Origin of the sequence: Microbacterium sp. CR_7 (genome assembly GCF_041954755.1) — a bacterium.
Classification (GTDB): Bacteria; Actinomycetota; Actinomycetes; order Actinomycetales; family Microbacteriaceae; genus Microbacterium.
Genome location: NZ_JAVAYF010000006.1, coordinates 14002 through 36273 on the forward strand (window position 1 = coordinate 14002; position 22272 = coordinate 36273).

Annotated in this window: 25 protein-coding genes and 1 tRNA gene; 11 read left to right on the plus strand and 15 right to left on the minus strand. The window is 69.1% G+C overall.

Going from position 1 to position 22272, the window contains the following annotated elements; translation table 11 throughout:
• Positions 1 to 13: 13 nt before the first annotated feature.
• Positions 14 to 1081, minus strand: coding sequence for a flavin-containing monooxygenase (locus RAC81_RS13875; protein WP_375083068.1), 1068 nt, complete (start codon positions 1079 to 1081; stop codon positions 14 to 16).
• A 135-nt stretch (positions 1082 to 1216) separates the two neighbouring features.
• Between RAC81_RS13875 and RAC81_RS13880 the strand changes: the two genes are divergently transcribed.
• The 8 genes from RAC81_RS13880 (at position 1217) to RAC81_RS13915 (ending at position 6817) form a co-directional block, all read left to right on the plus strand.
• Positions 1217 to 1292, plus strand: a tRNA-Ala gene (locus RAC81_RS13880).
• A 166-nt stretch (positions 1293 to 1458) separates the two neighbouring features.
• On the plus strand, positions 1459 to 2196 hold the full coding sequence (locus tag RAC81_RS13885; protein WP_375082916.1) for a MerR family transcriptional regulator: 738 nt from the start codon (positions 1459 to 1461) through the stop codon (positions 2194 to 2196).
• A 64-nt stretch (positions 2197 to 2260) separates the two neighbouring features.
• Positions 2261 to 2974 carry a lysostaphin resistance A-like protein gene (locus RAC81_RS13890; RefSeq protein ID WP_375082917.1) on the plus strand — a complete coding sequence of 238 codons (714 nt, stop codon included), beginning with the start codon at positions 2261 to 2263 and terminating at the stop codon, positions 2972 to 2974.
• Positions 2975 to 2985: 11 nt separating this feature from the next.
• Positions 2986 to 3921, plus strand: a complete 936-nt coding sequence (bla, locus tag RAC81_RS13895) for a class A beta-lactamase (protein ID WP_375082918.1) — start codon at positions 2986 to 2988, stop codon at positions 3919 to 3921.
• A 112-nt stretch (positions 3922 to 4033) separates the two neighbouring features.
• Positions 4034 to 4870 carry a glycosyltransferase family 2 protein gene (locus tag RAC81_RS13900; protein WP_375082919.1) on the plus strand — a complete coding sequence of 279 codons (837 nt, stop codon included), beginning with the start codon at positions 4034 to 4036 and terminating at the stop codon, positions 4868 to 4870.
• Entirely contained in the window at positions 4867 to 5727 is an 861-nt protein-coding gene (locus tag RAC81_RS13905) for an endonuclease/exonuclease/phosphatase family protein (protein WP_375082920.1), read from the plus strand. Before RAC81_RS13900 ends, RAC81_RS13905 begins: the two co-directional genes overlap by 4 nt.
• Complete coding sequence (locus RAC81_RS13910) at positions 5724 to 6344, plus strand: hypothetical protein (protein WP_375082921.1); 621 nt, start codon at positions 5724 to 5726, stop codon at positions 6342 to 6344. The genes RAC81_RS13905 and RAC81_RS13910 overlap by 4 nt, the downstream gene beginning before the upstream one ends.
• Positions 6341 to 6817 (plus strand): nucleoside deaminase, encoded by a 477-nt coding sequence (locus RAC81_RS13915; RefSeq protein ID WP_375082922.1) that lies wholly within the window; start codon positions 6341 to 6343, stop codon positions 6815 to 6817. Before RAC81_RS13910 ends, RAC81_RS13915 begins: the two co-directional genes overlap by 4 nt.
• Before the next feature lie 70 nt (positions 6818 to 6887).
• Here the strand turns inward: RAC81_RS13915 and RAC81_RS13920 are convergent, their stop codons facing one another.
• Complete coding sequence (locus tag RAC81_RS13920) at positions 6888 to 7376, minus strand: pyridoxamine 5'-phosphate oxidase family protein (protein ID WP_375082923.1); 489 nt, start codon at positions 7374 to 7376, stop codon at positions 6888 to 6890.
• A gap of 161 nt (positions 7377 to 7537) precedes the next feature.
• Between RAC81_RS13920 and RAC81_RS13925 the strand changes: the two genes are divergently transcribed.
• A complete protein-coding gene (locus tag RAC81_RS13925; RefSeq protein WP_375082924.1) occupies positions 7538 to 8668 on the plus strand; it encodes an AI-2E family transporter in 1131 nt (376 codons plus the stop codon).
• 100 nt (positions 8669 to 8768) lie between these two features.
• Positions 8769 to 8942: a hypothetical protein gene (locus RAC81_RS13930; protein WP_375082925.1), complete on the plus strand. Its 174-nt coding sequence runs from the start codon at positions 8769 to 8771 to the stop codon at positions 8940 to 8942.
• Between the two features lie 38 nt (positions 8943 to 8980).
• Here RAC81_RS13930 and RAC81_RS13935 read toward each other — a convergent pair whose 3' ends face one another.
• From RAC81_RS13935 to RAC81_RS13965, 7 genes are read right to left on the minus strand one after another with little or no spacing between them, the layout of a single operon-like run.
• On the minus strand, positions 8981 to 10003 hold the full coding sequence (locus RAC81_RS13935) for an Lrp/AsnC family transcriptional regulator (protein ID WP_375082926.1): 1023 nt from the start codon (positions 10001 to 10003) through the stop codon (positions 8981 to 8983).
• A complete protein-coding gene (locus tag RAC81_RS13940; RefSeq protein ID WP_375082927.1) occupies positions 10000 to 10899 on the minus strand; it encodes an alpha/beta fold hydrolase in 900 nt (299 codons plus the stop codon). The genes RAC81_RS13935 and RAC81_RS13940 overlap by 4 nt, the downstream gene beginning before the upstream one ends.
• Positions 10900 to 10945: 46 nt before the next feature.
• Positions 10946 to 12142 carry a M24 family metallopeptidase gene (locus tag RAC81_RS13945; RefSeq protein ID WP_375082928.1) on the minus strand — a complete coding sequence of 399 codons (1197 nt, stop codon included), beginning with the start codon at positions 12140 to 12142 and terminating at the stop codon, positions 10946 to 10948.
• Positions 12139 to 13041: an ABC transporter permease gene (locus RAC81_RS13950; protein WP_375082929.1), complete on the minus strand. Its 903-nt coding sequence runs from the start codon at positions 13039 to 13041 to the stop codon at positions 12139 to 12141. The genes RAC81_RS13945 and RAC81_RS13950 overlap by 4 nt, the downstream gene beginning before the upstream one ends.
• Positions 13038 to 14000: an ABC transporter permease gene (locus tag RAC81_RS13955; protein ID WP_375082930.1), complete on the minus strand. Its 963-nt coding sequence runs from the start codon at positions 13998 to 14000 to the stop codon at positions 13038 to 13040. The genes RAC81_RS13950 and RAC81_RS13955 overlap by 4 nt, the downstream gene beginning before the upstream one ends.
• Before the next feature lie 30 nt (positions 14001 to 14030).
• Positions 14031 to 15650 carry an ABC transporter substrate-binding protein gene (locus RAC81_RS13960; protein ID WP_375082931.1) on the minus strand — a complete coding sequence of 540 codons (1620 nt, stop codon included), beginning with the start codon at positions 15648 to 15650 and terminating at the stop codon, positions 14031 to 14033.
• On the minus strand, positions 15650 to 16858 hold the full coding sequence (locus tag RAC81_RS13965) for a dipeptidase (RefSeq protein WP_375082932.1): 1209 nt from the start codon (positions 16856 to 16858) through the stop codon (positions 15650 to 15652). Before RAC81_RS13965 ends, RAC81_RS13960 begins: the two co-directional genes overlap by 1 nt.
• Positions 16859 to 17025: 167 nt before the next feature.
• On the opposite strand from RAC81_RS13965, the gene RAC81_RS13970 reads away from it, so the two are divergent.
• Entirely contained in the window at positions 17026 to 18681 is a 1656-nt protein-coding gene (locus RAC81_RS13970; RefSeq protein WP_375082933.1) for a dipeptide ABC transporter ATP-binding protein, read from the plus strand.
• A gap of 47 nt (positions 18682 to 18728) precedes the next feature.
• Here RAC81_RS13970 and RAC81_RS13975 read toward each other — a convergent pair whose 3' ends face one another.
• The 6 genes from RAC81_RS13975 to RAC81_RS14000 form a co-directional block, all read right to left on the minus strand.
• On the minus strand, positions 18729 to 19013 hold the full coding sequence (locus RAC81_RS13975) for a hypothetical protein (protein ID WP_375082934.1): 285 nt from the start codon (positions 19011 to 19013) through the stop codon (positions 18729 to 18731).
• Positions 19014 to 19110: 97 nt separating this feature from the next.
• Positions 19111 to 19800: an SDR family oxidoreductase gene (locus tag RAC81_RS13980; protein WP_375082935.1), complete on the minus strand. Its 690-nt coding sequence runs from the start codon at positions 19798 to 19800 to the stop codon at positions 19111 to 19113.
• 1 nt (position 19801) lies between these two features.
• A complete protein-coding gene (gene rsfS, locus RAC81_RS13985) occupies positions 19802 to 20179 on the minus strand; it encodes a ribosome silencing factor (RefSeq protein WP_375082936.1) in 378 nt (125 codons plus the stop codon).
• Positions 20179 to 21402, minus strand: a complete 1224-nt coding sequence (locus tag RAC81_RS13990; protein WP_375082937.1) for a hypothetical protein — start codon at positions 21400 to 21402, stop codon at positions 20179 to 20181. The genes rsfS and RAC81_RS13990 overlap by 1 nt, the downstream gene beginning before the upstream one ends.
• Positions 21399 to 22001 carry a nicotinate-nucleotide adenylyltransferase gene (nadD, locus tag RAC81_RS13995; protein WP_375082938.1) on the minus strand — a complete coding sequence of 201 codons (603 nt, stop codon included), beginning with the start codon at positions 21999 to 22001 and terminating at the stop codon, positions 21399 to 21401. Before nadD ends, RAC81_RS13990 begins: the two co-directional genes overlap by 4 nt.
• Positions 22002 to 22007: 6 nt before the next feature.
• Positions 22008 to 22232, minus strand: a complete 225-nt coding sequence (locus RAC81_RS14000; protein ID WP_096715585.1) for a hypothetical protein — start codon at positions 22230 to 22232, stop codon at positions 22008 to 22010.
• Positions 22233 to 22272: the final 40 nt, after the last annotated feature.

Sequence of the window (22272 nt, forward strand, 5' to 3'; positions counted from 1 at the left end):
TGGAGTCAGCGACTCAGGGGGCGGGAACCGTCCGCGTGGCGAGTGACCGCTGCACGCCCTTGGCGGCCGCGCGCCCCGCCCGGTTGGCGCCGATCGTGCTCGCCGACGGCCCGTACCCCACGAGCTGGATCCGCGGATCGGCGACCGCCGTGGTGCCGCGACCGTTGCGGTCGAGCTGGATGCCGCCCGCCGCGCTGCGCAGGTGCAGGGGTGCCAGGTGGGCGATCGCCGGGCGGAATCCGGTCGCCCAGAGGATGACGTCGACGCGCTCGAACGTGCCGTCGGCCCAGCGCACGCCGTCGGGTTCGATGCGCTCGAACATCGGCCGCCTGTCGGCGTAGGCGCCGAGCCGTTCGGCCTCCCGCTCCTGTTCGCGCAGCATCAGCCCCGTCACGCTCACGACGCTCTCGGGCGGCAGTCCCTGCGCCACCCGCTGCTCGACGAGAGCGACGGCCGCCGCCCCGGCCTCCGGGGTGAAGTCGTCGGTGCGCCAGACCGGCTCCCGACGGGTCGCCCAGACGGTCTCGGCGATCGGCGCGATCGCACCGAGGAACTGCACAGCCGATGCTCCCCCGCCCACGACGAGCACGCGCTTGCCGCGGAAGTACTCAGGTCCCGGGTAGTCGACCGTGTGGAACTGGTCGCCCAGGAACGTCTCCATCCCCGGGTAGTGCGGCAGGAACGGATGCGTCCAGGTGCCGGTGGCGTTGACGATCGTGCGGGTGCGCCACTCGCGGTCGCCGGCGTGGACGACGAGGATGCCGTCGTCGTCGTCCGTGGCCCGATCCACGCGCACCGGTCGCACCACCGGGAGTCCGTGGGCCCTCTCGTAGGCCGCGAAGGTCGCCGGCACCGCGACGTTGGCCCTCTCGTCGTCGCGCGGCGGTGCTGCGTCGTCGGGGAGCTCGGCCACGCCGTGCACGTCGCGCATCGTGAGCGCATCCCAGCGGTGCTGCCAGGCTCCGCCGGGCCTGTCATCGGCATCCAGCACCACATGACGGATGCCGAGACGCGTCAGGTGGTACGACGCCGAGAGCCCGGCCTGACCGGCTCCGATCACCACGCTGTCGAGGATGTCCACGCTCTCGTCAACACCCGACCGCGCGGTGTTGTTCCGCGCACCGCCGACGCGCCCGGAGTGCACGCCCCGATTGGTGCTGTGCGTGATCCGTGTAGTACGCTTTCACAGTTGCTTCGAGCAGAAGGAAGCAGTTCTGGGCCTGTGGCGCAGCTGGTAGCGCACCTGCATGGCATGCAGGGGGTCAGGGGTTCGAGTCCCCTCAGGTCCACCATGAAGAACCCGCGAGAGATCGCGGGTTCTTTCGTTTTTCCGCCGGCCTCCCGGTGGGCGCCCGTCACCTCCGCGAGCGCGGCGAGGAGCTCCTCTCGAGGCGACTCTCCTTGACCGTGCCCCTGGGGCACCTGCTGATATGGGTATCGGCGACGGAAGAGGAACGCATGGCGTGGAGCACGAAGCAGCTGGCCGACCTGGCCGGCACGACGGTGAAGACGGTCCGGCACTACCATCGGGTCGGAGTGCTCGACGAGCCGGAGCGCGCGGGCAACGGGTACAAGCAGTATCAGACCGCTCATCTCGTCCGTCTGCTGCAGGTCAAGCGGATGAGCGATCTCGGCATCTCTCTCGCGCAGATCCGCGCGCTGGCCACGAACCCGGCCGACGCGGACGCCTCCATCGCCATCCTCGACGCGGAACTCGAGGCGACCATCGAGCGACTGCAGCGCGTACGCGCCGAACTCGCTCTCCTCCTGCGATACCGCGCACCGCTCGACACGCCCGCACCGTTCGCGCATTCCGCAGACGGCCTCCCGGAGAAGTACCGCGACCTGCTCACCGTGTACTCCCGCGTCCTGAACGAGACCGTGCTCCACGACACGAGCGTCCTGCTCACCGAACCCGACGACGCGAGCGAACCGTTCGAGGCTCTCACCGACGAGTCGGACGGCGCGGTGGTCGAGCACGTCGCCCAGCTCCTCGCGGTCTCGATGGCGGCGCACCGCGAGCGATTCCCCTGGGCGTCCGACCTGCGATCCGCGACACGGACGAAGGGGAGTCTCGCGCAGGAGGCTCTCTCGTCCGCACTCCTCGACACCTTCAACCACGGCCAGCTCCGTGCTCTCGCGCGTGCGGACGAGATCCTCCGACGCGCGGATGCGGAGGTCGATCCACCGGAGTGACCGATCTCCGTCCTGCCGTCGTGACGTTGACGCTGCCCCGAGGGCACGGTGTCCACTGATATCCATGACGAACGACACCTCGAAGACGAACACCTCGAAAACGAACACCTCGACGAACGCGGAGCGTCGACCGCAATGGCTGGAGCTGATCGTCGCGCTGGTCGCCGCGGTGCTGATCTACGGCGCGGGCATCGCCCTGCTGGGGATCTTCCCCGCGCCGACCCCGGCCCTGGAGGGAGTCGCCGGGCTCTTCTTCTCGGGCGCGGCGCCGATGCTCGTGTTCACGATCGTCGTCCTGGTCGGCATGCGCGACCTCGCCGCCTTCGGGGTTCGGCGGGTCGAGCCGCGATGGCTGCTCATCGCCGTGCTCCTGGCGGCCGCGTGTTTCGCCGTCATCCTGACCTTCGACACGGTGGTCCAGCATCTGTTCCCGGGCGTGGACGACTCTCAAGACACCCTGCGCGCCGCGGCGTCGGGAGGAGTACTCGCGCTCATCGGTACGATCTTCTTCGGAGCGGTCCTCACGCCGCTGGGCGAGGAGCTCGTGTTCCGCGGGATCCTGACTCGCTTCTTCGAGAGGTGGGGCAGTTGGGCGGCGATCGTGCTGAGCGCGCTGATCTTCGCCGTCTTCCACGGCATCAACCTCGTCCTCCCCTCCGCCCTCCTCGTCGGTCTCGTGAACGGGTGGCTCATGGTCCGCACGAAGTCGGTGTGGCCGGGAGTCGTCGTGCACATCGTCTACAACTCGGCGTTCCTCATCCTCTACTCGTTCAGTTGAAAGGAATGTCCGTGACAGACGCGAAGAGCGCGAAGAAGACCTGGACGCGTGCCTTGGCCGTGTCGGCGGTGACCGTGGTGCTGGCAGCGTCGGGCTGCAGCGCCGTGCCCGCTCAGCCGTCTCCGGTCAAGACCGATCAGACCGCTGCGCCCACTCCCCCCGCAGCCGCGGACATCGGTCCGCAGATCCGAGCGATCGAGGCGGAGTTCGAGGTCGCCGTCGGGGCCGTCGCCATCCGAGACGACGGCCGGACCGTCGACCACGACGGCGACGCCCGCATGCCGTACGCGTCGACCATGAAGGCCTTCATCGCCGCCGCCCTGCTGGCCACCGCATCGCCGGAGGAGCGCGAGACGAACGTCCGCTGGACCGCGGCGCAGATCGATGCCGCCGGATACTCTCCCGTGACCTCCGAGCACCTCCACGACGGACTCAGCCTGGATGCTCTCGCCGAGGCCGCCGTCCGCGACAGCGACAACACGGCAGCCAACCTCGTGATGGAGTCGCTGGGCGGCCCGGCTGCCGTCGAGGACTTCCTCCGCGCACGGGGAGACACGACGACCGTCGTCACCGCCTACGAGCCCGAGCTCAACGTCGTCGTCCCCGGGAACGACGACAACACCAGCACGCCGTCGGCTCTCGCGACGAGCCTGAAGAGCCTCTTCGACGGCGACTCCCTCGACCCCCGCTCCCGGGACACGCTCCTGGACTGGATGAGCGGCAACGCGACCGGCGATGCCCTCATCCGTGCGGGAGCGCCCTCCGGATGGATCGTCGCCGACAAGTCCGGAGGGGCCGGGGGCGTGCGCAACGACGTGGCCGTCGTGACGACGGGAGCGGGTGAGCGCATCTACATCGCGATCCTGACAGCGAAGACGGACCCGGATGCCGCGTACGACGACGAGGTCGTCGAGCAGGTCGCACGCGTCATGCTCGCCGGGTTCTGACCGGCGGACGCGGCGCCGTGCAGCCGCGACGCTCGCGAGCGCTAGCGGCGCGCGGAACCGTCGTCAACCCGGCCACGCCCCTCCCCTGCCCTCCGTAGGGTGGGAGGAGAGCATGGACGGACGTTCGTGCGGTGACGTCATGGGAGGCGCACGGATGCCGGAGCTGTCGGTCGATGCGGGGCACCTCCGGACCTCGGTGGTCATCCCGGTCAAGGACGACGCCCCGCTGCTCGCCCGCTGCCTCGACGCGCTCGCCGCGCAGACGGTGGCGCCCGACGAGGTGATCGTCGTCGACAACGGCTCGACCGACGACTCGGCCGTCGTCGCACGCGCTGCGGGCGCCCGCGTCATCCCGTGCCCCGTGCCCGGCATCCCCGCCGCTGCGTCGACCGGCTACGACGCCGCGCGGGGAGACCTCGTGCTGCGCCTGGACGCCGACTGCGTGCCCGCGCCGACCTGGGTCGCGGAGGTGCGCGACGCCTTCTCGCACGCCGAGCAGGTCGCCGCGTTCACGGGACGCGCGCACTTCACCGACGGCCCGCGTGCTCTGCGTGCACCGCTCGCGCTGCTCTATCTGGGCGCGTACGCGGCGATGACGGGGATGGCGCTGGGGCATCTGCCGCTCTTCGGCTCGAACCTCGCCTTCCGCCGATCGGCCTGGGAGCAGGTGAAAGACGATGTGCACCGCGATGACGCCGAGGTGCACGACGACCTCGACCTCGCCTTCCACCTGGGCGACGCGTTCACGATCGCCCGACTGCCCGGTTCGTCGATGGGCATGTCGATGCGACCTCTGACCCAGGGCGCCTTCGGACGTCGCGTGCATCGAGGGTTCCGGAGCGTGATGCTGCACTGGCCCGAGGACTTCCCTCCGCGCCGCTGGCGTCGTCTCGTCGCACGGCGTCGCCGCACCTCGCCCGCGCGTACGTCGGCCGGGATCGCCGCATGACGGCATCCGATCCCGCGATGCCCGCCCGGCGTGGTGCTGCGCTGATGGGACCGACCGATCCCCGCGATCTCCACGTGATGACCTTCAATCTCCGTCGACCGACGGACGGCATCCTGCAGCGGCGGGCGGATCGGTGGAGCACGAGGGCTCCGGCGGTCTCCGCTCTGCTGCGTGCGAGCCGCCCTGCCGTGCTGGCCCTGCAGGAGGTGCTGCCGCACGCCATGCCGACCGTCCGCGGCGCCCTCGGGGACGCCTACCGCAGCCTCGGTCGTGGGCGCGGACCCGAGGGGCGCGGCGAGGGCACTCCCCTGCTGTACGACAGCGCCCGACTGACCGTGCGGGCATGGAGGCAGGAAGCCGTGTCCGATGAGCCGGAGCGCGCGGGATCTCGGGATCGGGGAACCCCGTTCCCGAGGATCCTCGTGTGGGCGGAGTTCGAGGACCGCCGTACGGGGTCGGTGCTCCTGGCGATCAACGCACACCTCGATCCGCTGTCGGCCCGCTCCCGGGATCGGTCCGTCGACCGCATCCGCTCCCTTATCCGAGAACGGGCGCTGTCGACGATCGTGCTCGGGGACTTCAACGCCGGCCCGCGCTCGAAGACTCTGCGGCGGATGCTCGACGGCGGGCTGCTGGTCGACGCCTGGACGGCCGCTCAGACCCGACGCACGCCGGAGTGGGGCACGCACGCGAACTACCGGCGGCCACGGATCGGAGCGAGACGGATCGACGGGATCCTCACCACGCCTGACGTCGACGTCCGCTCGACGGCCGTCGACGCGCGGCGTTTCGGCGGAGTCGCCCCGTCGGACCACCTGGCCGTGCACGGCGTCCTGCGCATCGGAGGTGCAGCGTGAAAGACGACTTCCTTCGGCCGCCGGCGGCGCCCGGCGAATGGCTCGCCGATGCGCTGCGTCTGATCGGTGTGCTCGGGGTGATCGGCGCGGCGATCTGGCTGAAACCCACGGATGCCGGGATCGCCGCGCTCGCACTGCCCGCCGTCATGCTCCCCCGGATGCTGGGGCTCGCCGCCTGGTTCGACGTCACGACCTGCGCGACGGTGCTCGTGGCCGCGTGGAGCAATGTCTTCGACCTCTACCGCACCGTGACCGGCTGGGACCTCGTGCTGCACTTCCTGTGCACGGGGGTGCTGTCGGTCGTCGCGGCTGTGATCCTCACCCGCACGGGCGTCGTCGCCCTGGTGTCGGCGTTCGACGGGAGCGGGGCCAGGGTCCGCGGCCGCACGCCGATCGTCCTCGTGCCGCTGCTGGCGCTCGCGATCAGCGCGATGTGGGAGATGATCGAGTGGCTCGGCTGGAGATACATCAGTGACGACATCTTCGTCACCTATCAGGACACGATCGGCGATATGGTGCTGGGTGGACTCGGCGGCGTCGCGGCCGGCGTCCTCCTCGCGCTGGTGCCCGTGGGGCGGCACGCGCTCGACCACGATGTCCGGAAGGATCGACCATGACGCTCTCCGAGACCGACCTGACCCATCTCCGACGCTGCGTCGAACTCGCGCGCGAGGCGCTCGACGACGGCGATGAGCCGTTCGGATCGGTCCTCGTCTCGGCCACCGGCGAGACGCTGTTCGAGGACCGCAACCGTGTCGTGCACGGCGACGAGACTCGGCATCCGGAGTTCGAGATCTCCCGCTGGGCCGCGACGCACCTGGCCCCGGCGGATCGCGCCGCGGCGACCGTGTATACCTCGGGCGAGCACTGCCCCATGTGCTCGGCCAGTCACGGGTGGGTGGGGCTCGGACGCATCGTCTACGTGGCGTCGTCGCAGCAGCTGAGCGGGTGGCTGCACGAGTGGGGCGTCGGTCCGTCCCCTGTCGCGCCCCTCGCGATCACCGACGTGGTGCCGGCGGCGATCGTCGACGGCCCCGCCCCGGAGCTCGAAGCCGAGATCAAGGACCTGCACCGCCGCCGGTTCGCCTGAGCCTCGCTGGCGCGCAGGGCGTCGCGTGAGACCCGAGGCGCCGCGTCCCGGAGGACGCCGCGCCGGACTCTCAACGCTCGGGCAGGCGGACCGTCTCGTTCTCGGCGTCGTACTGCTCGCCCGTGACCTTCGACTTGACGAAGCTGAACAGCGAGGCGAGTCTGCCGCCGGGGCTGTCCCAGTACTCGGCGGTCTCGGCCGTGAACTTCAGCAGGCCGACCTCGGGGTCGTCGGGGCCGTCCGTGAACCAGGCTTCGACCGTGGGGCTCCACAGCTCGTGGATCTTCGCCCGATCCTCGACGAGCTCCGCGTGCCCCGACAGCGAGACCCACGAGTCGTTCGAGCTCAACGAGACGCCTACGCGGTCGTCCGCGCGCAGGTCGGTGACGAACGTGGCGCCCTTCGCGACGAGGAACCACAGGTCTCCGTCGAACTCTGCCTCCTGCACCGTGAGCGGGTGGGCGACGAGCCGGTCCTCCGCGTTGCGCGTCGTGAGCATGGCGAAGCGGAAGTCCTTGATGAGTTCTGCGACGCGCTGGGTGGGGGTCTGGTCGGTCATGGGTGTCGTCCTCTCCCGCCGCCCCGCTGGCGGCATAGAAGAATCGTGCGGCTTCCGCGACCCGCGCGCCAGGGGCTTGCTATCGGCGGCGGGCCTGGATAGAAAGACGGGGCGATCGTTCGTCATCCCGGCGTCGGCGCGAACAGCGGGAGGCGCACGTGATGGGACTGTTCCGACGACCGGAGCCGACGACAGCGGACTCGACGACACCGGACGCGGGCAGTCTCTGGGCCCGAGGATGGGGCCTCGTCGCGACGCGCAGTCTGCAGACCCTCGCCGTGCTCGCGCTCGTCGCCGTCGGTGTGCTCGTCATCACGCAGCTGTCGCTCGTGTTCATCCCGGTCACCATCGCCCTGATCCTCGCGAGCGCCATCCACCCGCTCGTCGCCCTCATGAGACGACGCGGGGTGCCGTCGATCCTCGCGACGTGGATCGCCCTGATCGGCATCATCGTCGTCCTCGGCGGGGTGGTCTGGGTGATCGTGCTGACGGTCCGCTCCCAGTGGGACGACCTCGTCGACTCGGCCACCGACGGCATCGTGCAGGTGACGGCGTGGCTCGACACGCTCCCGTTCGACTTCGCGTCGATCGACCTGGACGAGGTCTGGGCGAGCGCCGGCGACTTCCTCACCAGCGCGTCCTTCGGTCGCGGCGCCCTGGCCGGCGTCTCCGCGACCGCGAGCTTCTTCACCGGACTCGCGCTCATGATCGTCGTGCTGTTCTTCTTCCTCAAGGACGGCCCTCGTATCTGGGAGTTCCTGCTGCGGCCCTTCACCGGTGAGAGCTACGAGCGCGCTCGCCGCATCGGCGACAAGACCGTCGACGTCTTCGGCGGCTACGTCCGCGGCACGTCGATCGTCGCCGCCGCCGACGCACTCGGAATCGGCATCGGCCTGGCGATCCTGCAGATCCCACTCGCCATCCCCCTGGCGGTCATTGTCTTCCTCACCGCGTTCATCCCGCTCGTCGGCGCCACCGCGGCCGGCATCCTCGCGGCGCTCGTCGCGCTCGTGACCCACGGCCCCGTCGCCGCGTTGATCGTCGTCGGCATCGTCGTGCTCGTGAATCAGCTCGAGGGCAACTTCCTGCAGCCGGTCGTCATGGCCCGCTCCCTCAAGCTGCACGCCCTCGTCATCCTGCTCGCTCTGACCACGGGCACGATCCTCGGCGGGATCGTCGGCGCCGTCCTGTCGGTGCCGATCGCCGCTGTGGCCTGGGGGATCATCACGGTGTGGGATGGACCGCACACCCCGGCTCGGCCGTTCCGCAAGAAGCGCCCGGAGACCGTCTGATCCGGCACCGCCTAGCCCTGCGGCGGTCGAGAGTCAACCGACTCCCCCGGCGCCGGCGCGGGTCATAGCCTGGCAGCACTCAGGACGAGAGGAGCAGGTCATGACCAGCAATCCCCCACCCCCGATCCCTCCGGTCCCGCCGCTCGGCGACGGCGAGGAGGCTCAGGAGGAGCCGATCCGCGAGGTCGACGGCGAGCGCGAGCTCGATCCGGACGCGAACCCCGACCGCATCGACAGCGCGGACGCCGACCGCATCGCAGCCGACGGCGACTGATCCGATCGGGCCGGGCCGGCGGGCGAGCGCCCGTCGGCTCAGTTCGCTCCGGCTGACGCGACCTGGCCACGCCACCACGGCGTCTCGATGAAGCCGCGCTTCATGAACACGAGCTCCATGGCCGCATCCCACCCCTTCACGCCCTTGAGCTGAGCGATCGTCCCGGTGAGGAAGTCGTGCAGCGTCTCGGTGCTCGGGAGGATGATCTCGCAGTAGAGCGAGTTCTCCTCGAGCACGGCAGCGAGGAACCGCACCGAGACATGCTGCGACAGCGTCTGCGCCACCGAGGCCAGGCGCGACGGCTCGACCCGCAGCATGAGCAGCGTCTCGGCGCTCATGCCGAGGGCGGATGCCGGCACCATCGTCACCGTGGTGAGGCACCCCGCCGACCGCATCCGCTCGTACCGTCGACGGACGCTGCTCTCGTTCATGTCGAGCGTGGCCGCGATGGAGAGGAACGATGCACGCCCGTTGTCGCTCAACTCGCGCACGATCGCTCGATCCGCATCGTCGAAATGCGACGGGTCGCACGTATTGGGTGCAGGCATGTATGACTGCGGGTCGGACGCCGCCTCGGCGTGCGAGTCGTACAGCTGACGCCCCCAGTCGAAGCTCACCTTGTAGGTGTGCACCACCAGGTCGCTGCGCCAGCGCTCGACGCCGGGAATGGCCTGCAGATCCGTGAGGACGTGAGCGTAGTTCGCGGAGTCGCCGGGGATGACGACCTCGGCGAACACGTCGAACTTCCCGGTCACCAGGGTGACGAATCGCACGTACGGCGACCCGATGAGCGCCTCCGCTACCGTGAGCTGCGACCCGGGTGTGCAATTGATCCGCACGAAGAACGTCTCGACGTGGCCCTCGCTGCCCAGGGTCGGCACTATGCCGACCCGCACGATCCCCTCGGCGAGCAGCTGCTGCCCTCGCCTGGTCACGGTCGACACCGAGGCTCCGGCGAACTCGGCGATCGAGGTCCAGCTCGCCCGTCCGTCCTGCTGCAGGGCGACGACGATGCGCCGGTCGAGGTCGCTGACGTCCCTCACGAGTGGCGCGCTGCTCATGCCGTCGGCGGGTACACCCGGTGCAGGAAGGTGCGCACCGTGTCCGTCCACGCCTCTGCCTCCTCGATCTGCGGGGAGTGCCCCGACTTCTCGAACACCACCATCTCGGAGTCCGGGATGAGATCGGCGATCGTCTGGCTACACGATACTGGCGTGATCCAGTCGGTCCGGCCCACGGTGATGAGTGTCGGAACCGATATCTCGGGCAGACGCGGCTTCAGGTCGTAATTCGGCAGGTTCACCGAGAACGCGTAGTTGTGCGCCTCGTAACGGTAGGGCGTCGCCTCGACCTTCCGCTCCACGGCATCCGGATCGTAGTGGAAGTCGTACAGCGGAAGGATCTCGCGCCAGCAGTCCTTGAGGTCCTCGTTGTCGCGGACCCTGCCCACGTCGATGCGGTCGAACTTCTCCATGTCGATGCTCACGCGGTCCGACGCCAGCGCGTTCTCGCGCGCGAGGTGCGCATTGGAGTTGTCGGGCGAGGTGTCGCGCAGTACGACGGCCGCCACGCGGTCGGGATAGCGCAGGGCGTACTCCATCGCCATGAATCCGCCGTACGAGCCGCCCGCCATGACGATGCGCTCGGCGCCGATCCACTCGCGCAGGCCGTCGATGTCGGCGGCCCACTGCTCGTGGCTGAACGTGCCGTTGCCCTCGCTCTGGCCGCTCCCCCTGGCGTCGAACACGACGACCCGGTACTCGTCGGCGAGGCGTCCGAAGCTCGCGCGCGGCTCGGCTCGGGAACCGAGGCCGGGGGCGCCGTGATGCGTGATGATCACGGGGGCGCCCTCCGGGCCCAGCACCTCGACGGCGAGGTGGTTGCCGTTGATCTCGACCCACTGATGGTCGCTGGTGGCGGCGGCGAACTCCGGGGAGACCTCCGGCGTGCTGGTCATGGTGTTCCTCTTCCTTCGAGTGGTCGTGTGATGCGAGGAGCGGTGCTCAGAGCGGGATGGTGCAGTCGTCGAGCCCGCGCGGGAAAGTGGTGAGGGGCTCCGCGCCGTCGTCGGTGATGAGCATGCTGTCGCTGATGCGATACCCCGCGTGTCCCGGCACGTAGATGCCGGGTTCGTTGGAGACGACCATGCCGGCCTGCAGCACCGTCGCGTCGCCGTCCTCGAGCCAGGGCGCCTCGTGCATGCCCAGCCCGATGCCGTGCCCCTGACGATGACGGATGAACTCGCCGAGGCCTGCATCGCGGATCACGTCGAGGCAGAGCCGGTTCGCCTCCCGACCCTCGATACCGGCCCTGATCGTCTCGCGTCCGAGCTGCTGCGCGGCGTGGATCGTGTCGTGGTACCGGCGCTGCTCGGCCGTCGGCTCGCCGAGCACGAAGGTGCGCTCCCCTTCGATGAAGCGCCCACCCACCGCGCACCCGAGCGACAGCATGAACGTGTCGCCCTCGCGCAGCCTGTTGACCGAGGGCAGCCCGTGCGGGAACGCGGAGTTGGGCCCGGAGTACACCAGCCCACCGGCGAGCAGCGAGGCCACGACGACGTTGCGGTGCTCGGCGTACATGAGGCGGGTGCCCGCGGCGGTGACGTGCCGCTCCAGCTCGGTCTCCGTCGGAAGGTCTCCCCCGGCGACCACTGCGTCGACGACCAGCTGCACGCCGGCGTCCAGCATCCGGTCGGTGATCCTGGCCGCCTCCCGGTGCAGCACGACCTCCTCCGGGAACTTCACGTACCGAGCACGGATCGTGAGGTCGGAACCCACGAGGTCGGCGCCGCCGAACGCGGAGCGGGCCGCGGCGAGCCGGGCGTAGGGCATGGTCGACGCGAAGCCCACCCGTCGAGGCGGTACGACCGCGTCGGCGAGTACCTGGAAGGGCGCCACGACGCCCGGGTACTCGAAGAAGGCGACGAGCTCCGCGCGGGCGGACTGCGACTCCGCGTACTCCCGCTCGAGCTCCGGGAGCAGCATCACCGTGCGCCCCGTCGCCTCGACCCACACCGCGACCGGACGCTCCGACGGGTGATGGAAGAACCCGGTGAGGTAGGCGATGTCCTCCGGGTGATCGGTGAGGAACGCGTCGAAGCCCTCCTCGGCCATCATCGTGCGGACGCGCTCCTGCGTACGGTCGAAGAACGCGGGGGCGAGTCTCTGATCGAACTCGTTCATGTCATCCGTTCCGGTCATCGCTTGAGGTGCCGCGGGTTGCGGGCGTCGTTGTAGGCGATCGAGAGCAGCGTCGCCGACAGCACGAGGATGAGGATCGCGATCGAGGGGAACAGCGTGAGCCACCACGCGCTGACCATCGCACCGGCCTGCTGCGCCTCGTACAGGATGCGACCCCACGACCACGTGGTCGGATCGCCCAGGCCGAGGAAGGCCAGGCCCGCAGCCGACAAGACGGCCCGCGAGGCGGTGACGACGACCGACACCACGACGACCGGAGTGACCGCGGGGAGGAGGTGGCGGGTGATGATCCAGAACGGCGAGGTCGTCATGAGGCGCGCCGCATCGACGTACGGCAGTCCGACGACCGTGAGCGCCTGCGATCGCACGAGTCGCGTCACCTCGGGCCAGGAGAACGCGGCGACCACGAGGATGATCGTCGTCGTGCTCGGACCGACGAGCGCCGCGATGAGGATCATGAGCGGCAGCACGGGCAGCGACAGCGTCATGTCGACGATGACGCTGATGATGCCGTCGAGGCGTCGGAAGTACGCTCCGATGACCGCGATGATCGTGCCGAAGATGATCGCGATGACGGATGCCGCGACGGCGACGAGCACGCTCTGCTGCGTTCCCCAGATGACCTCGGAGAACACGTCGCGCCCGAGCGCGTCGGTTCCGAACCAGTGCCCGGCGCCCGGCGGACGCAGGACATCGGGGCCGTAGCTCGCCGGGTACGGGGCGATCAGCGGCGCGGCGAGCGCGACGACGACCAGGAGCAGGAGCAGCCCGAGAGAGATCATCCCGAGCGGGTCTCGGCGGAATGCGCGCCACGTGTGCGCGCTGGCCCGTTCGCTGCCGACGGCGGCCGGTTCGGTGAGGGGCGCGCCCTCGGCGGTGGGGAGAAGAGGAGCGGTCATGACGTCTTCACTCTCGGGTCGAGGTAGCCGTAGACGATGTCGGTGATGGTGTTCGCGACCACGACGGTCACGGCGAGCATGAGGAACGCTCCCTGCAGCACCGGGAAGTCGAGCTGGGTGACGGCTTCGTAGATCCCGCGGCCGATTCCCGGATAGGCGAACACGGTCTCGGTGAGCACGGCTCCTCCGACGAGGAAGCCGAGCTGCAGGCCGATCAGGGTCGTGGTGGGGAGCAGGGCGTTGCGCAGCGCGTGCTTCCACAGGATGCGTCGGCCGCGCAGTCCGTTGGCCTTGGCGAGGAGGATGTAGTCCTCGCTGAGGGTCTCGATGAGGGTCGACCGCATCGTCAGCACGTACGAGCCCACCTGGATCAGCATGAGCGACACGGCCGGCAGCACGAGGTGCTGCGCGACGCTGAGGTACCAGTCCAGCCCGTACGTGTTGTTCGTGTAGGCCCCGCCGATCGGGAACCAGCCGAGGTTCAGCCCGAAGACGAAGAGCAGGAGGATCGCGACGCTCGGCACGAAGAGCGACTGGCCTGTCACGCCGAGCACCTGCACGGCCCTGTCGATGAAGCGGCCCTTGAAGGAGGCGGCTGCCACGCCGAGGGGGATGCCGATGACGATCGTGAGCACGAGCGCCGTCACGGTGAGCAGCAGCGTCCACGGGAGCCGCTGGAGCAGGACGTCGAGCACCGGGATCGACTGGGTGAAGGAGATACCCAGGTTTCCCTGCACGAGCTGCCACATGTAGAGGCCGTACTGGATGAGCAGCGGCTGATCCAGCCCGTACTGCTCGAGGATGGTCGCCCGGATCTCGTCCGTCATGTTCGGGCTCGCCAGGGCGAGCGCCGGGTCGCCGGGGAGCAGGCGGAGCAGCAGGAACGTCACGGTCACGGCGAACCAGATCGTGAGCAGGCCTCGCCCTGCGCGGCTGAGAATGAACGATGCTCGGGACACCCGGGCGACCTTCCTCGAGAGTGGGGGTTGTTATTCGACCGGGTGCGCGCTCGCGAGCGAGAGCGGGTTCACGATCGACAGCAGTTCGCTCGGCTTCGAGATGAAGCCGGCCCATTCGTCGCTGGCGGCGAAGAAGAGGTTCTGCGTGTACATGATGTTGTCGTAGACCTGCTCGTGCACGATCTTGTTCGCCTCGCGCATGATCGAGATCTTCTCGTCCTCGTCGAACGTGACCATGCCCTCCTCGATCAGCGCATTGAGCTCGGGATCGTCGACGTGGGTGTAGTTGATCGCTCCTCCGGGGAGGTACGACAGCGCGAAGTTCGTGACGGGGTCGTCCATGATCGCGAAGTTGCCGGCGTAGATGTCGTAATCGCCCGCGTTGGTCATCGAGAGGTATGTGTTCCGCTCGGTGCCCTGCAGCTCGATCGTGATGCCGGCCTCAGCCGCCGTGTCCTTCACCAACTGCGCCCACTGGCTCGTCACACTGTCCTGCAGCGAGTAGATCAGTCGGAAGGAGATCGGGAAGTTGCCGTCGGCGTCGGCCGTGTACCCGGCCTCCTCCATGAGCGAGCGCGACTTCTCCGGATCGAACTCGTACTCCTCGACGGAGTCGTCGTAGTACTTCGCGAGGACCGGCATGAGGGCGCTGGATCCCGTCGACACGGCCTGCCCCTGCAGCACCACCGTGCGGATCGCCTCGTAGTCCACCGCGTGGGCGAGCGCCTGCCGCACCTCGGTCTTCGCGAGGTCGGGCTTCTCCATGTTGTAGACGAGGTGCGCGTATCCGAGGCCCGGAGCCTCGATGACCTGCAGCCCGCTCGCGTTGCTGAGCTGGTCGACCTGCGCCGGCGGCAGCGCATTCGCGATCACGTCGATCTCGCCGCTCTGCAGGGCGAGGATCTCGGTGTTCACGTCGGGGTACACGCGGTACACGACCTCGGCCGGTCCCGGCACGCCGCCGTCGACCAGCGGATAGTCCTCGACGCGCTTCAGCGTGTAGTGCTGTCCGACCTGGAAGTCCTCGAGGATGAACGGCCCCATGCCGACCCATCCGCCGTCGCTCCCGTCGTTCGCGAACTCCGCGATCGATCCCTGTGGCTCGAAGACGTGCTGCGGAACGACGACGCCCCAGAATCCGATCTCGTCGATGATCGAGGAGTCGGGCTGGGTGAGCGTGAGCTCGACACGCGTGTCCGACACGGCGGTGGCCGTGTCGAGGTTGCCGAGCTGACCGTAGAACGTGCCGGGGGCCTGGTCGCGCTTGACGGCGTTCAGCGTCCACGCCACGTCCTCGGCGGTCAGCGGCTCGCCGTCGCTCCACGTCAGATCGTCGCGGATCTCGTAGAACCCGGTGGTGTCGTCCACGTAGCCCCAGTCGGTGGCGACGTGCTCCTCCTTCGTCCCATCCTCGCTAATGCTCAGCAGGTGCGGGTACATCAGGTTGGTGATCCACGAGTCCGTGCGGCTGTTGCCGAGCACCGGATTGAAGTTGACGACGTCCGTCGTCGTCCCGATGCTGAGCGTCTCGTCGCTCGGCCCGGTGCTGGCGGACGACTCCCCCGGCTCCGGAGCGGATGGGGCGCACGCGGTGAGGCTCACGGCGAGTGCCGCGGCCGCACCGAGGGCGAGGTATCTCTTGTGCTTCATCAGACCCAGACCTCCTCGAGTACGCGCATGGTGTTGCCGCCGACGACCGCGCGGATCTCGTCGTCGGAGTAGTCGTGCTTCACGAGCCAGCCGATGATGTTGTAGAAGGCCTCGGCCGGGTTCTCGATCCCGTCGACGTACGGCTGCTTCTCGTACTCGACGTTGGCGTGCGCCTGGCCGAGCGACAGGTTCGACGAGAACGCGTCGTGCAGCCCGACGTGGTCGCCGAACAGCGTGTCCGGGCCGAAGCTCACGTGCTCCAGACCCACCAGGTCGACGCAGTACTGGAAGTGGTCCATGACCGACTCCAGCGAGTGCTTCGGATGCTGCGGCGAGATCGTCGTGTGCGGCGCGGCCTCGATCCCGATGACGCCACCGCGCTTCGCGCACTCGATGATCGTCTCGTCGGTCTTCATGCGGTTCGTGGGCCACAGGCCCCTGGCACCGGCGTGGGTGATGAACACGGGCTTCTTCGAGTGGGCGATGACGTCCAGACACGTCTGGTCTCCCGAGTGCGAGATGTCGATCGCGATCCCGAGCTTGTTCATGCGCTCCACGGCGCGCTCGCCGAAGTACGTGAGGCCCCCGTCGCCGCGCTCCTTGAGCCCGCCGCCGAGCATGTTCGCCTCGGAGTAGGCGATGCCCATCTGACGCACGCCGAATCCGTACAGCACGTCGAGCCGGTCGACCTCGTTCTCGATCATGGTCGACGCCTCGAGCGCGAAGATGTGCGCGACGCGTCCCGTCTCGGCCGCGTAGCGGATGTCCTTGATCGACTCGGCCTTGATCACGAAGTCCTGGTGCGCGAGGTCGGCCATGCGCACGCCCAGGTCGAACAGCACGTCCTGATACTTCCAGCCGGCGTCGCTCGAGATGCAGCAGGTGCCGTCCATTCCGTTGTCGAAGACGGCTGTGAGGCCGGAGCGCGCGAGGCCCTGGTAGCCGGTGGGTTCGCGGCCCTGGCGGATGTGGTCGCGCAGCTCGCCCATGTCTTCGGGGAAGACCTGCACGTGCTCGTGCAGCGAGATCACGGTCTCCTCGCGCAGCAGGCGCTCGGTGCGCTCCTTCTGCGCGTCGGTCAGCTCGAGGCCCTCATAGGCGGGGACGCGGCCGATCTGCTTGGCGTAGCGGAACTCGCGGTAGTCCTTGCCCGCTTCGAGGTACTCGTAGGCGGTGTAGCCGTCATAGCGGTCAGCTTGTTCGAGCACGAATGCTCCTTCGGTTCGGTGGTGCGGGATGCCTCTCCCGTCCGACGAAGGGAGATTTCCTCGAATCTCGATGATTTCGGCGCTGGTGTCAACTACTTTGAGAAAATTCGGCTGAGATGTTTCCTGTTCGAAACATTTCAGGTCGTGGGTGGTGGCATGATGTGTCCATGGAGAACACGTCTGCACCCGAAGACGGCACCGTGCTCGAGGTCGCCGGACTCACCGTCACGCTCACCGGAGACGGCAGGGACAACCGCGTCGTCGACGGCATCGACCTCTCGGTACGCCGCGGCGAGGTCTTCGCGCTGCTGGGCGAATCCGGCTCGGGCAAGTCGATGACAGCCCGCGCGATCATGGGACTCATCGACGAGGGAGAGGTGCACGCCGACACGCTCGCGCTCAGCGGGACCGACCTGCTGACCCTCTCCCCCGAGCAGCATCGACGCCTGCGCGGCGTCACGGTCAGCCTCGTGATGCAGGACGCCCTGTCGGCCCTCAACCCCGTGTTGAGCATCGGCGATCAGATCGGCGACCTCCTCCGCGCCCACCGCCGCATGTCGCGCCGCGACGCTCGCGCTAGAGCGGTCGAGCTCCTCACCCTCGTCGGCATCCCCACGCCCGAGAAGCGCGTGCACGACTACCCGCACCAGTTCTCCGGAGGACAGCGTCAGCGCATCCTCATCGCCATGGCGATCGCCCTCGATCCCGATCTCGTCATCGCCGACGAGCCCACCACCGCGCTCGACGTCACGGTGCAGGCGCAGATCCTCGACCTGCTGCTCTCCCTGCGCGACCGGCTGGGCATGGGCATCCTGCTCATCACGCACGACCTCGGCGTCGTGATGGAGGTGGCGGACAGCGTCGCCGTCATGCGCCACGGCCGCGTCGTGGAGTCGGGCAGCGCCGACGACGTGCTCACCGCACCGCAGCATCCGTACACGAGGCAGCTGCTCGACTCGATGCCGAAGGACGTGAGCGCCGCCGTCCAGGACGACGGGTCGGCGCCGATCCTCCGGGCGACCGCCGTCGAGCGGACCTTCCGTTCGGGCAGCGGCCGTCGTGCGCACCGCGTCGCCGCCGTGGCCGGCGTGGACCTGGAGCTGCGCAGCGGCGAGATCCTCGCGATCGTGGGCGAGTCGGGCAGCGGCAAGTCCACCCTCGCCAGAATGCTGGTGGGCCTGGACTCCCCCGACGCCGGAACCCTCGTGTATCGCGACAGCGACGTCACCCGTGGTCGCCTGCAGGACCGCAAGACGCTGCGCAGGGGCGTGCAGATGGTCTTCCAGGACCCCTATTTGTCTTTGAATCCGCGGATGACGGTGCAGCAGCTCATCGCCGAGCCGCTCGCGGCCACGGGCACCGGCACGGCGGCGAGCCGCCGGGAGCGCGTCGCTGAGCTGCTCGAGCTCGTGGGGCTGTCAGCGGAGATGGGCTCGCGCTTCCCCCACCAGTTCTCCGGCGGCCAGCGGCAGCGCATCGGCATCGCTCGGGCCCTGGCGCTCGATCCGGACGTGCTGGTCTGCGACGAGCCGGTCTCGGCGCTGGACGTCTCGATCCGCGCCCAGATCATCGATCTGCTGTGCGACCTGCGCGAGCGCCTCGGCATGTCGATCGTGTTCATCGCGCACGACCTGTCGCTCGTGCGCCACATCGCCGACCGCGTGGCTGTGATGTACCTCGGCGACATGGTCGAGGTCGGCGACACCGAGACGGTCTACCGCACCCCGACCCACCCGTACACGCAGTCGCTGCTGTCGGCGATCCCGCCGCAGACCAGGGCCGACCGCGGAATGCTGGCGCGGCGGACGCGCCTCAACGCCTGAGCAGGGCCGACCGGCAGTGGTCGGACCCCTGCACGAAGGGCGGGGGCTCAGGTCGCCAGCAGCGGCGGCAGGTGCGGGATGGCGATCGGACGCGTCGCCCGGCTCGAGTCCTGCACGCGCGACACGTCCTCCAGCACGTCATACGCGGTGGAGTAGCGGATCGCCAGAGGGAGGTCCCGCAACCACACGACCTCCACCTCCGTCTCCGCGTACTCGTACACGCACGCCACGACGTAGCGAGGGTCGTTCTCGGCGTACCGCCGGTCGTTGATCACCCATTCCGACGGGGTGACGCGGTTGAGCACGTATCTCGGCTCCGGATCTCCATTCATCTGACAGCCCTCCAAGACTCTCTCCCCGAGGAGATCATCTCCGGCGCGACGGGGAGAACCGAGCCCCTTGACAACCGGAACGATCGACGGCAGAGGGTCAGCGAGCGGGTCGAACCGTGAGGTCGGTGAGAGCCGCATCGGACGGCAGGTCGAGAGCCGTGAGGATCGTCGCAGCGACGCTCTCCGGGGTGATGAAGCGCGCGGCGTCGTACTCGCGCCCCTCCTGCTGGTGCACGCGTTCCTGCATCGGCGTCGCCGTGCGCCCAGGGTAGATCGAGCTCACGAGCACGCCGTGCTCCGCCTCTTCCGCCCGGAGTGCGTCGGCCAGCGCGCGCAGGCCGTGCTTGGATGCCGCGTACGCAGCCCACCCCGCATGCGCGTGCAGCCCCGCTCCGGAGTTGACGAAGATCACCCGTCCTCGCGAGACCCGCAGCACCGGCAGGAGCAGCCTGGTCAACTCGGCCGGCCCCACGAGGTTCACGGCGAGCTGCTGCTCCCACAGCGAGGGCGGCAGGTCGGCCACAGGTCCGAGGTCGACGACTCCCGCGACGTGGATGAGCGAATCGATGCGCTCGGGCAGCGGCTGCTTCGAGAATGTCCACGACAGCCGACCGGGCTGCGCGAGATCTCCGACGAGCGCGGTCGCCCCGGGCAGCGATGCCGACATCTCGCGGGCGCGGCCCGCATCCCGCGCGAGCACGATCACGTCGTCCCCGCGCTCCAGGAGGCGCTGCGCGACGACGGTGCCGATGCCCGAACCGGCACCCGTCACCAGATGGGTGGGCATGTCAGCTGCGGTCGGCGGGCTCGGCCAGCTCGATCCGGATGACCGGGCAGTCCTTCCACAGGCGCTCGAGCCCGTAGTAGACCCGCTCCTCCTGGTGGAAGACGTGCACGATCAGGTCGCCGAAGTCGAGCAGGACCCAGCGCGCCTCCGCGCGGCCCTCTCGGCGCACGCGCTTGTGGCCGGCTTCGATCAGACGATCCTCGACCTCGTCGGCGATCGCGGCGACGTTGCGCTCGCTGTTCCCGGTGACGAGAAGGAAGATGTCGACGAGCGGCAGGGGCTCCGACACGTTGAGGGCGACGAGATCCTCGCCGCCCTTCGAGACGGCGGCCTCCGCTGCGATCTGCAGCATCTCTTCGGCGGTTTCAGGTGATTGCATCAGAAGACATTCGTGGTGATGGCGATCACGACGGCGACCCCGACCGCGAGGGCGAGACCACCCGCCACGATCGCGAGGATGATCATGAGCCGGTTGCCCTTCTCGGGCGCCGGCGGCCGGATGACCTCTCCGGCGGGCTTGATGGTGCTGATCGCGGAGCTCGCCGCGATCGGGGTGGGAGAGGATGCCGGAGGCAGCTCCCCGTCGATGAGGACGGCGTCGACGTCCTTGCCGTCGGTCGTTCCGTGCGCGTGCCCCTGCGATCCGAGTCCCTTCGGCAGCTCGTAGGAGCCGGTGACGAGGATCTCGCCCGTGGAGGCGACCGGTCCGGACAGCGAACCCTCGCCGGGTCCGGGCGTGAAGATCAGGGTGTTCGGTGCGCGATGCGACCCGGTCGAATCTCCGACCGTGAGCAGCTCGTCGAACGACGGGGCGAAGGGTTTGTGGGGCTCCGGCTCGCTGCCGAGCACACCGCTGCCGAACGCCGAGTTCACCGTCGGGCGCTCCCCCTCGGGGACCACGACGTCGTCCGCCTCGTCGACGTCCGCGAGCACGTCGTCCTCAGCCCTGTCATCGTCGTCAGCGTCCGGCTGGGTCTCGACCTCGATTCCGAGCGCGGCGACGGCCGCGACGGGGTCCTGGTCGTCCTGCGGCTCGTTCGCGTTGTCGTCGGCGGGGACTTCCTCGGGCTCCACGGACGCCGGCACGAGCGGCACGACGCCGACGGAGTCGACGCTCGCGGCAGCGCTGACCGGGAGCACCGTGAGCTCCTCGTCGACCTCGTCATCCGACGACGAATCCCGTGCCTCGGACGGCGCGAAGACCGGGACGGCTGTCACGACGGACTCGTCCTCACGGGAACCCTGGTCGGGAGCGGCGGAGCCGGCGGCATCCTCGTCGGCGGAAGCGGTCTGCTCCCCCTCGACCTGCTCTCCGTCGACGACCGGCACGGATGCCGTGCGGATGCGCTCGCGCACCTGACGTCGCGTCAGCCGCGTCTCGCCGGTGTCCTCCCCCTCGGACCCCGTGTGCTCCGGAGAGGCCGTCTGCTCCGGGGCCGGAGCGGGCTCCGCGGCGCTCGGCTCGGCGGGGGCGGGCGGCGTCGCCGCAGCAGCGGCCGCGGCCTCGTCGGGCGTGATGACGGGAGTGGAGCCCGTCAGTCGGAGCTCCCGCAGCTGCTTTCGTGTCAGCGGGCCCTGCGCGGGCTGATCCGATGTACTCATGCCTTGCTCCGATACAGATGATGCTTCGCGATGTACTGAACGACTCCGTCGGGAACGAGATACCAGACCGGCTCCCCGTCGCGCACCCGCGCGCGGCAGGCGGTCGAGGAGATCGACAGCGCAGGCACCTCCAGCTGGCTGACGTCGTCGCTCGGGAGGCCGTCGGTGCTCAGGATGTGGCCTGGGCGGGAGACCGCGACGAAGTGGGCCAGTTCCCACAGTTCATCATGGTCCCTCCAACTGAGAATTTGCGCTACGGCGTCGGCCCCGGTGATGAAGAAGAGCTCGGCATCCGGCCGCGCCTTCTTGAGATCTCGCAGGGTGTCGATCGTGTAGGTGGGCCCCTCGCGATCGATGTCGACGCGGCTCACCGTGAACTGCGGGTTCGAGGCCGTCGCGATCACCGTCATCAGGTAGCGATGCTCGCTGGGGGTGACGTCCGACTTCTGCCACGGGTGACCGGTGGGGACGAAGACGACCTCGTCGAGCCCGAAGGAGTGCGCGACCTCGCTCGCGGCGACGAGGTGTCCGTGGTGGATGGGGTCGAACGTTCCACCCATCACACCGATGCGCGCGGGGCGCGAGGTCGTGTCAGTCATACGGGACTAGTGGCCGTGCCCCGCCTCGTGTCCGTCCTTGCCGTGCCTGGCGGCCCAGGCCTCGGCCTTGGCGGAGTGGCGGTTGGCGACGTTCTTGTACGACAGCGTGACGAGCGCGAGGAAGGCGAACACGATCGCGGCGATCACGCCGAAGATGACGGTCTCGAGAGCGACGTTTCCGTGGTGCTCGGTCTCGGCGGCGGCCATCGCGATCTGTGCGACGAGGTTCATCCTTGCTCCGTTTCGTGGCTGGCGGGTGGGCGCTCGAAGC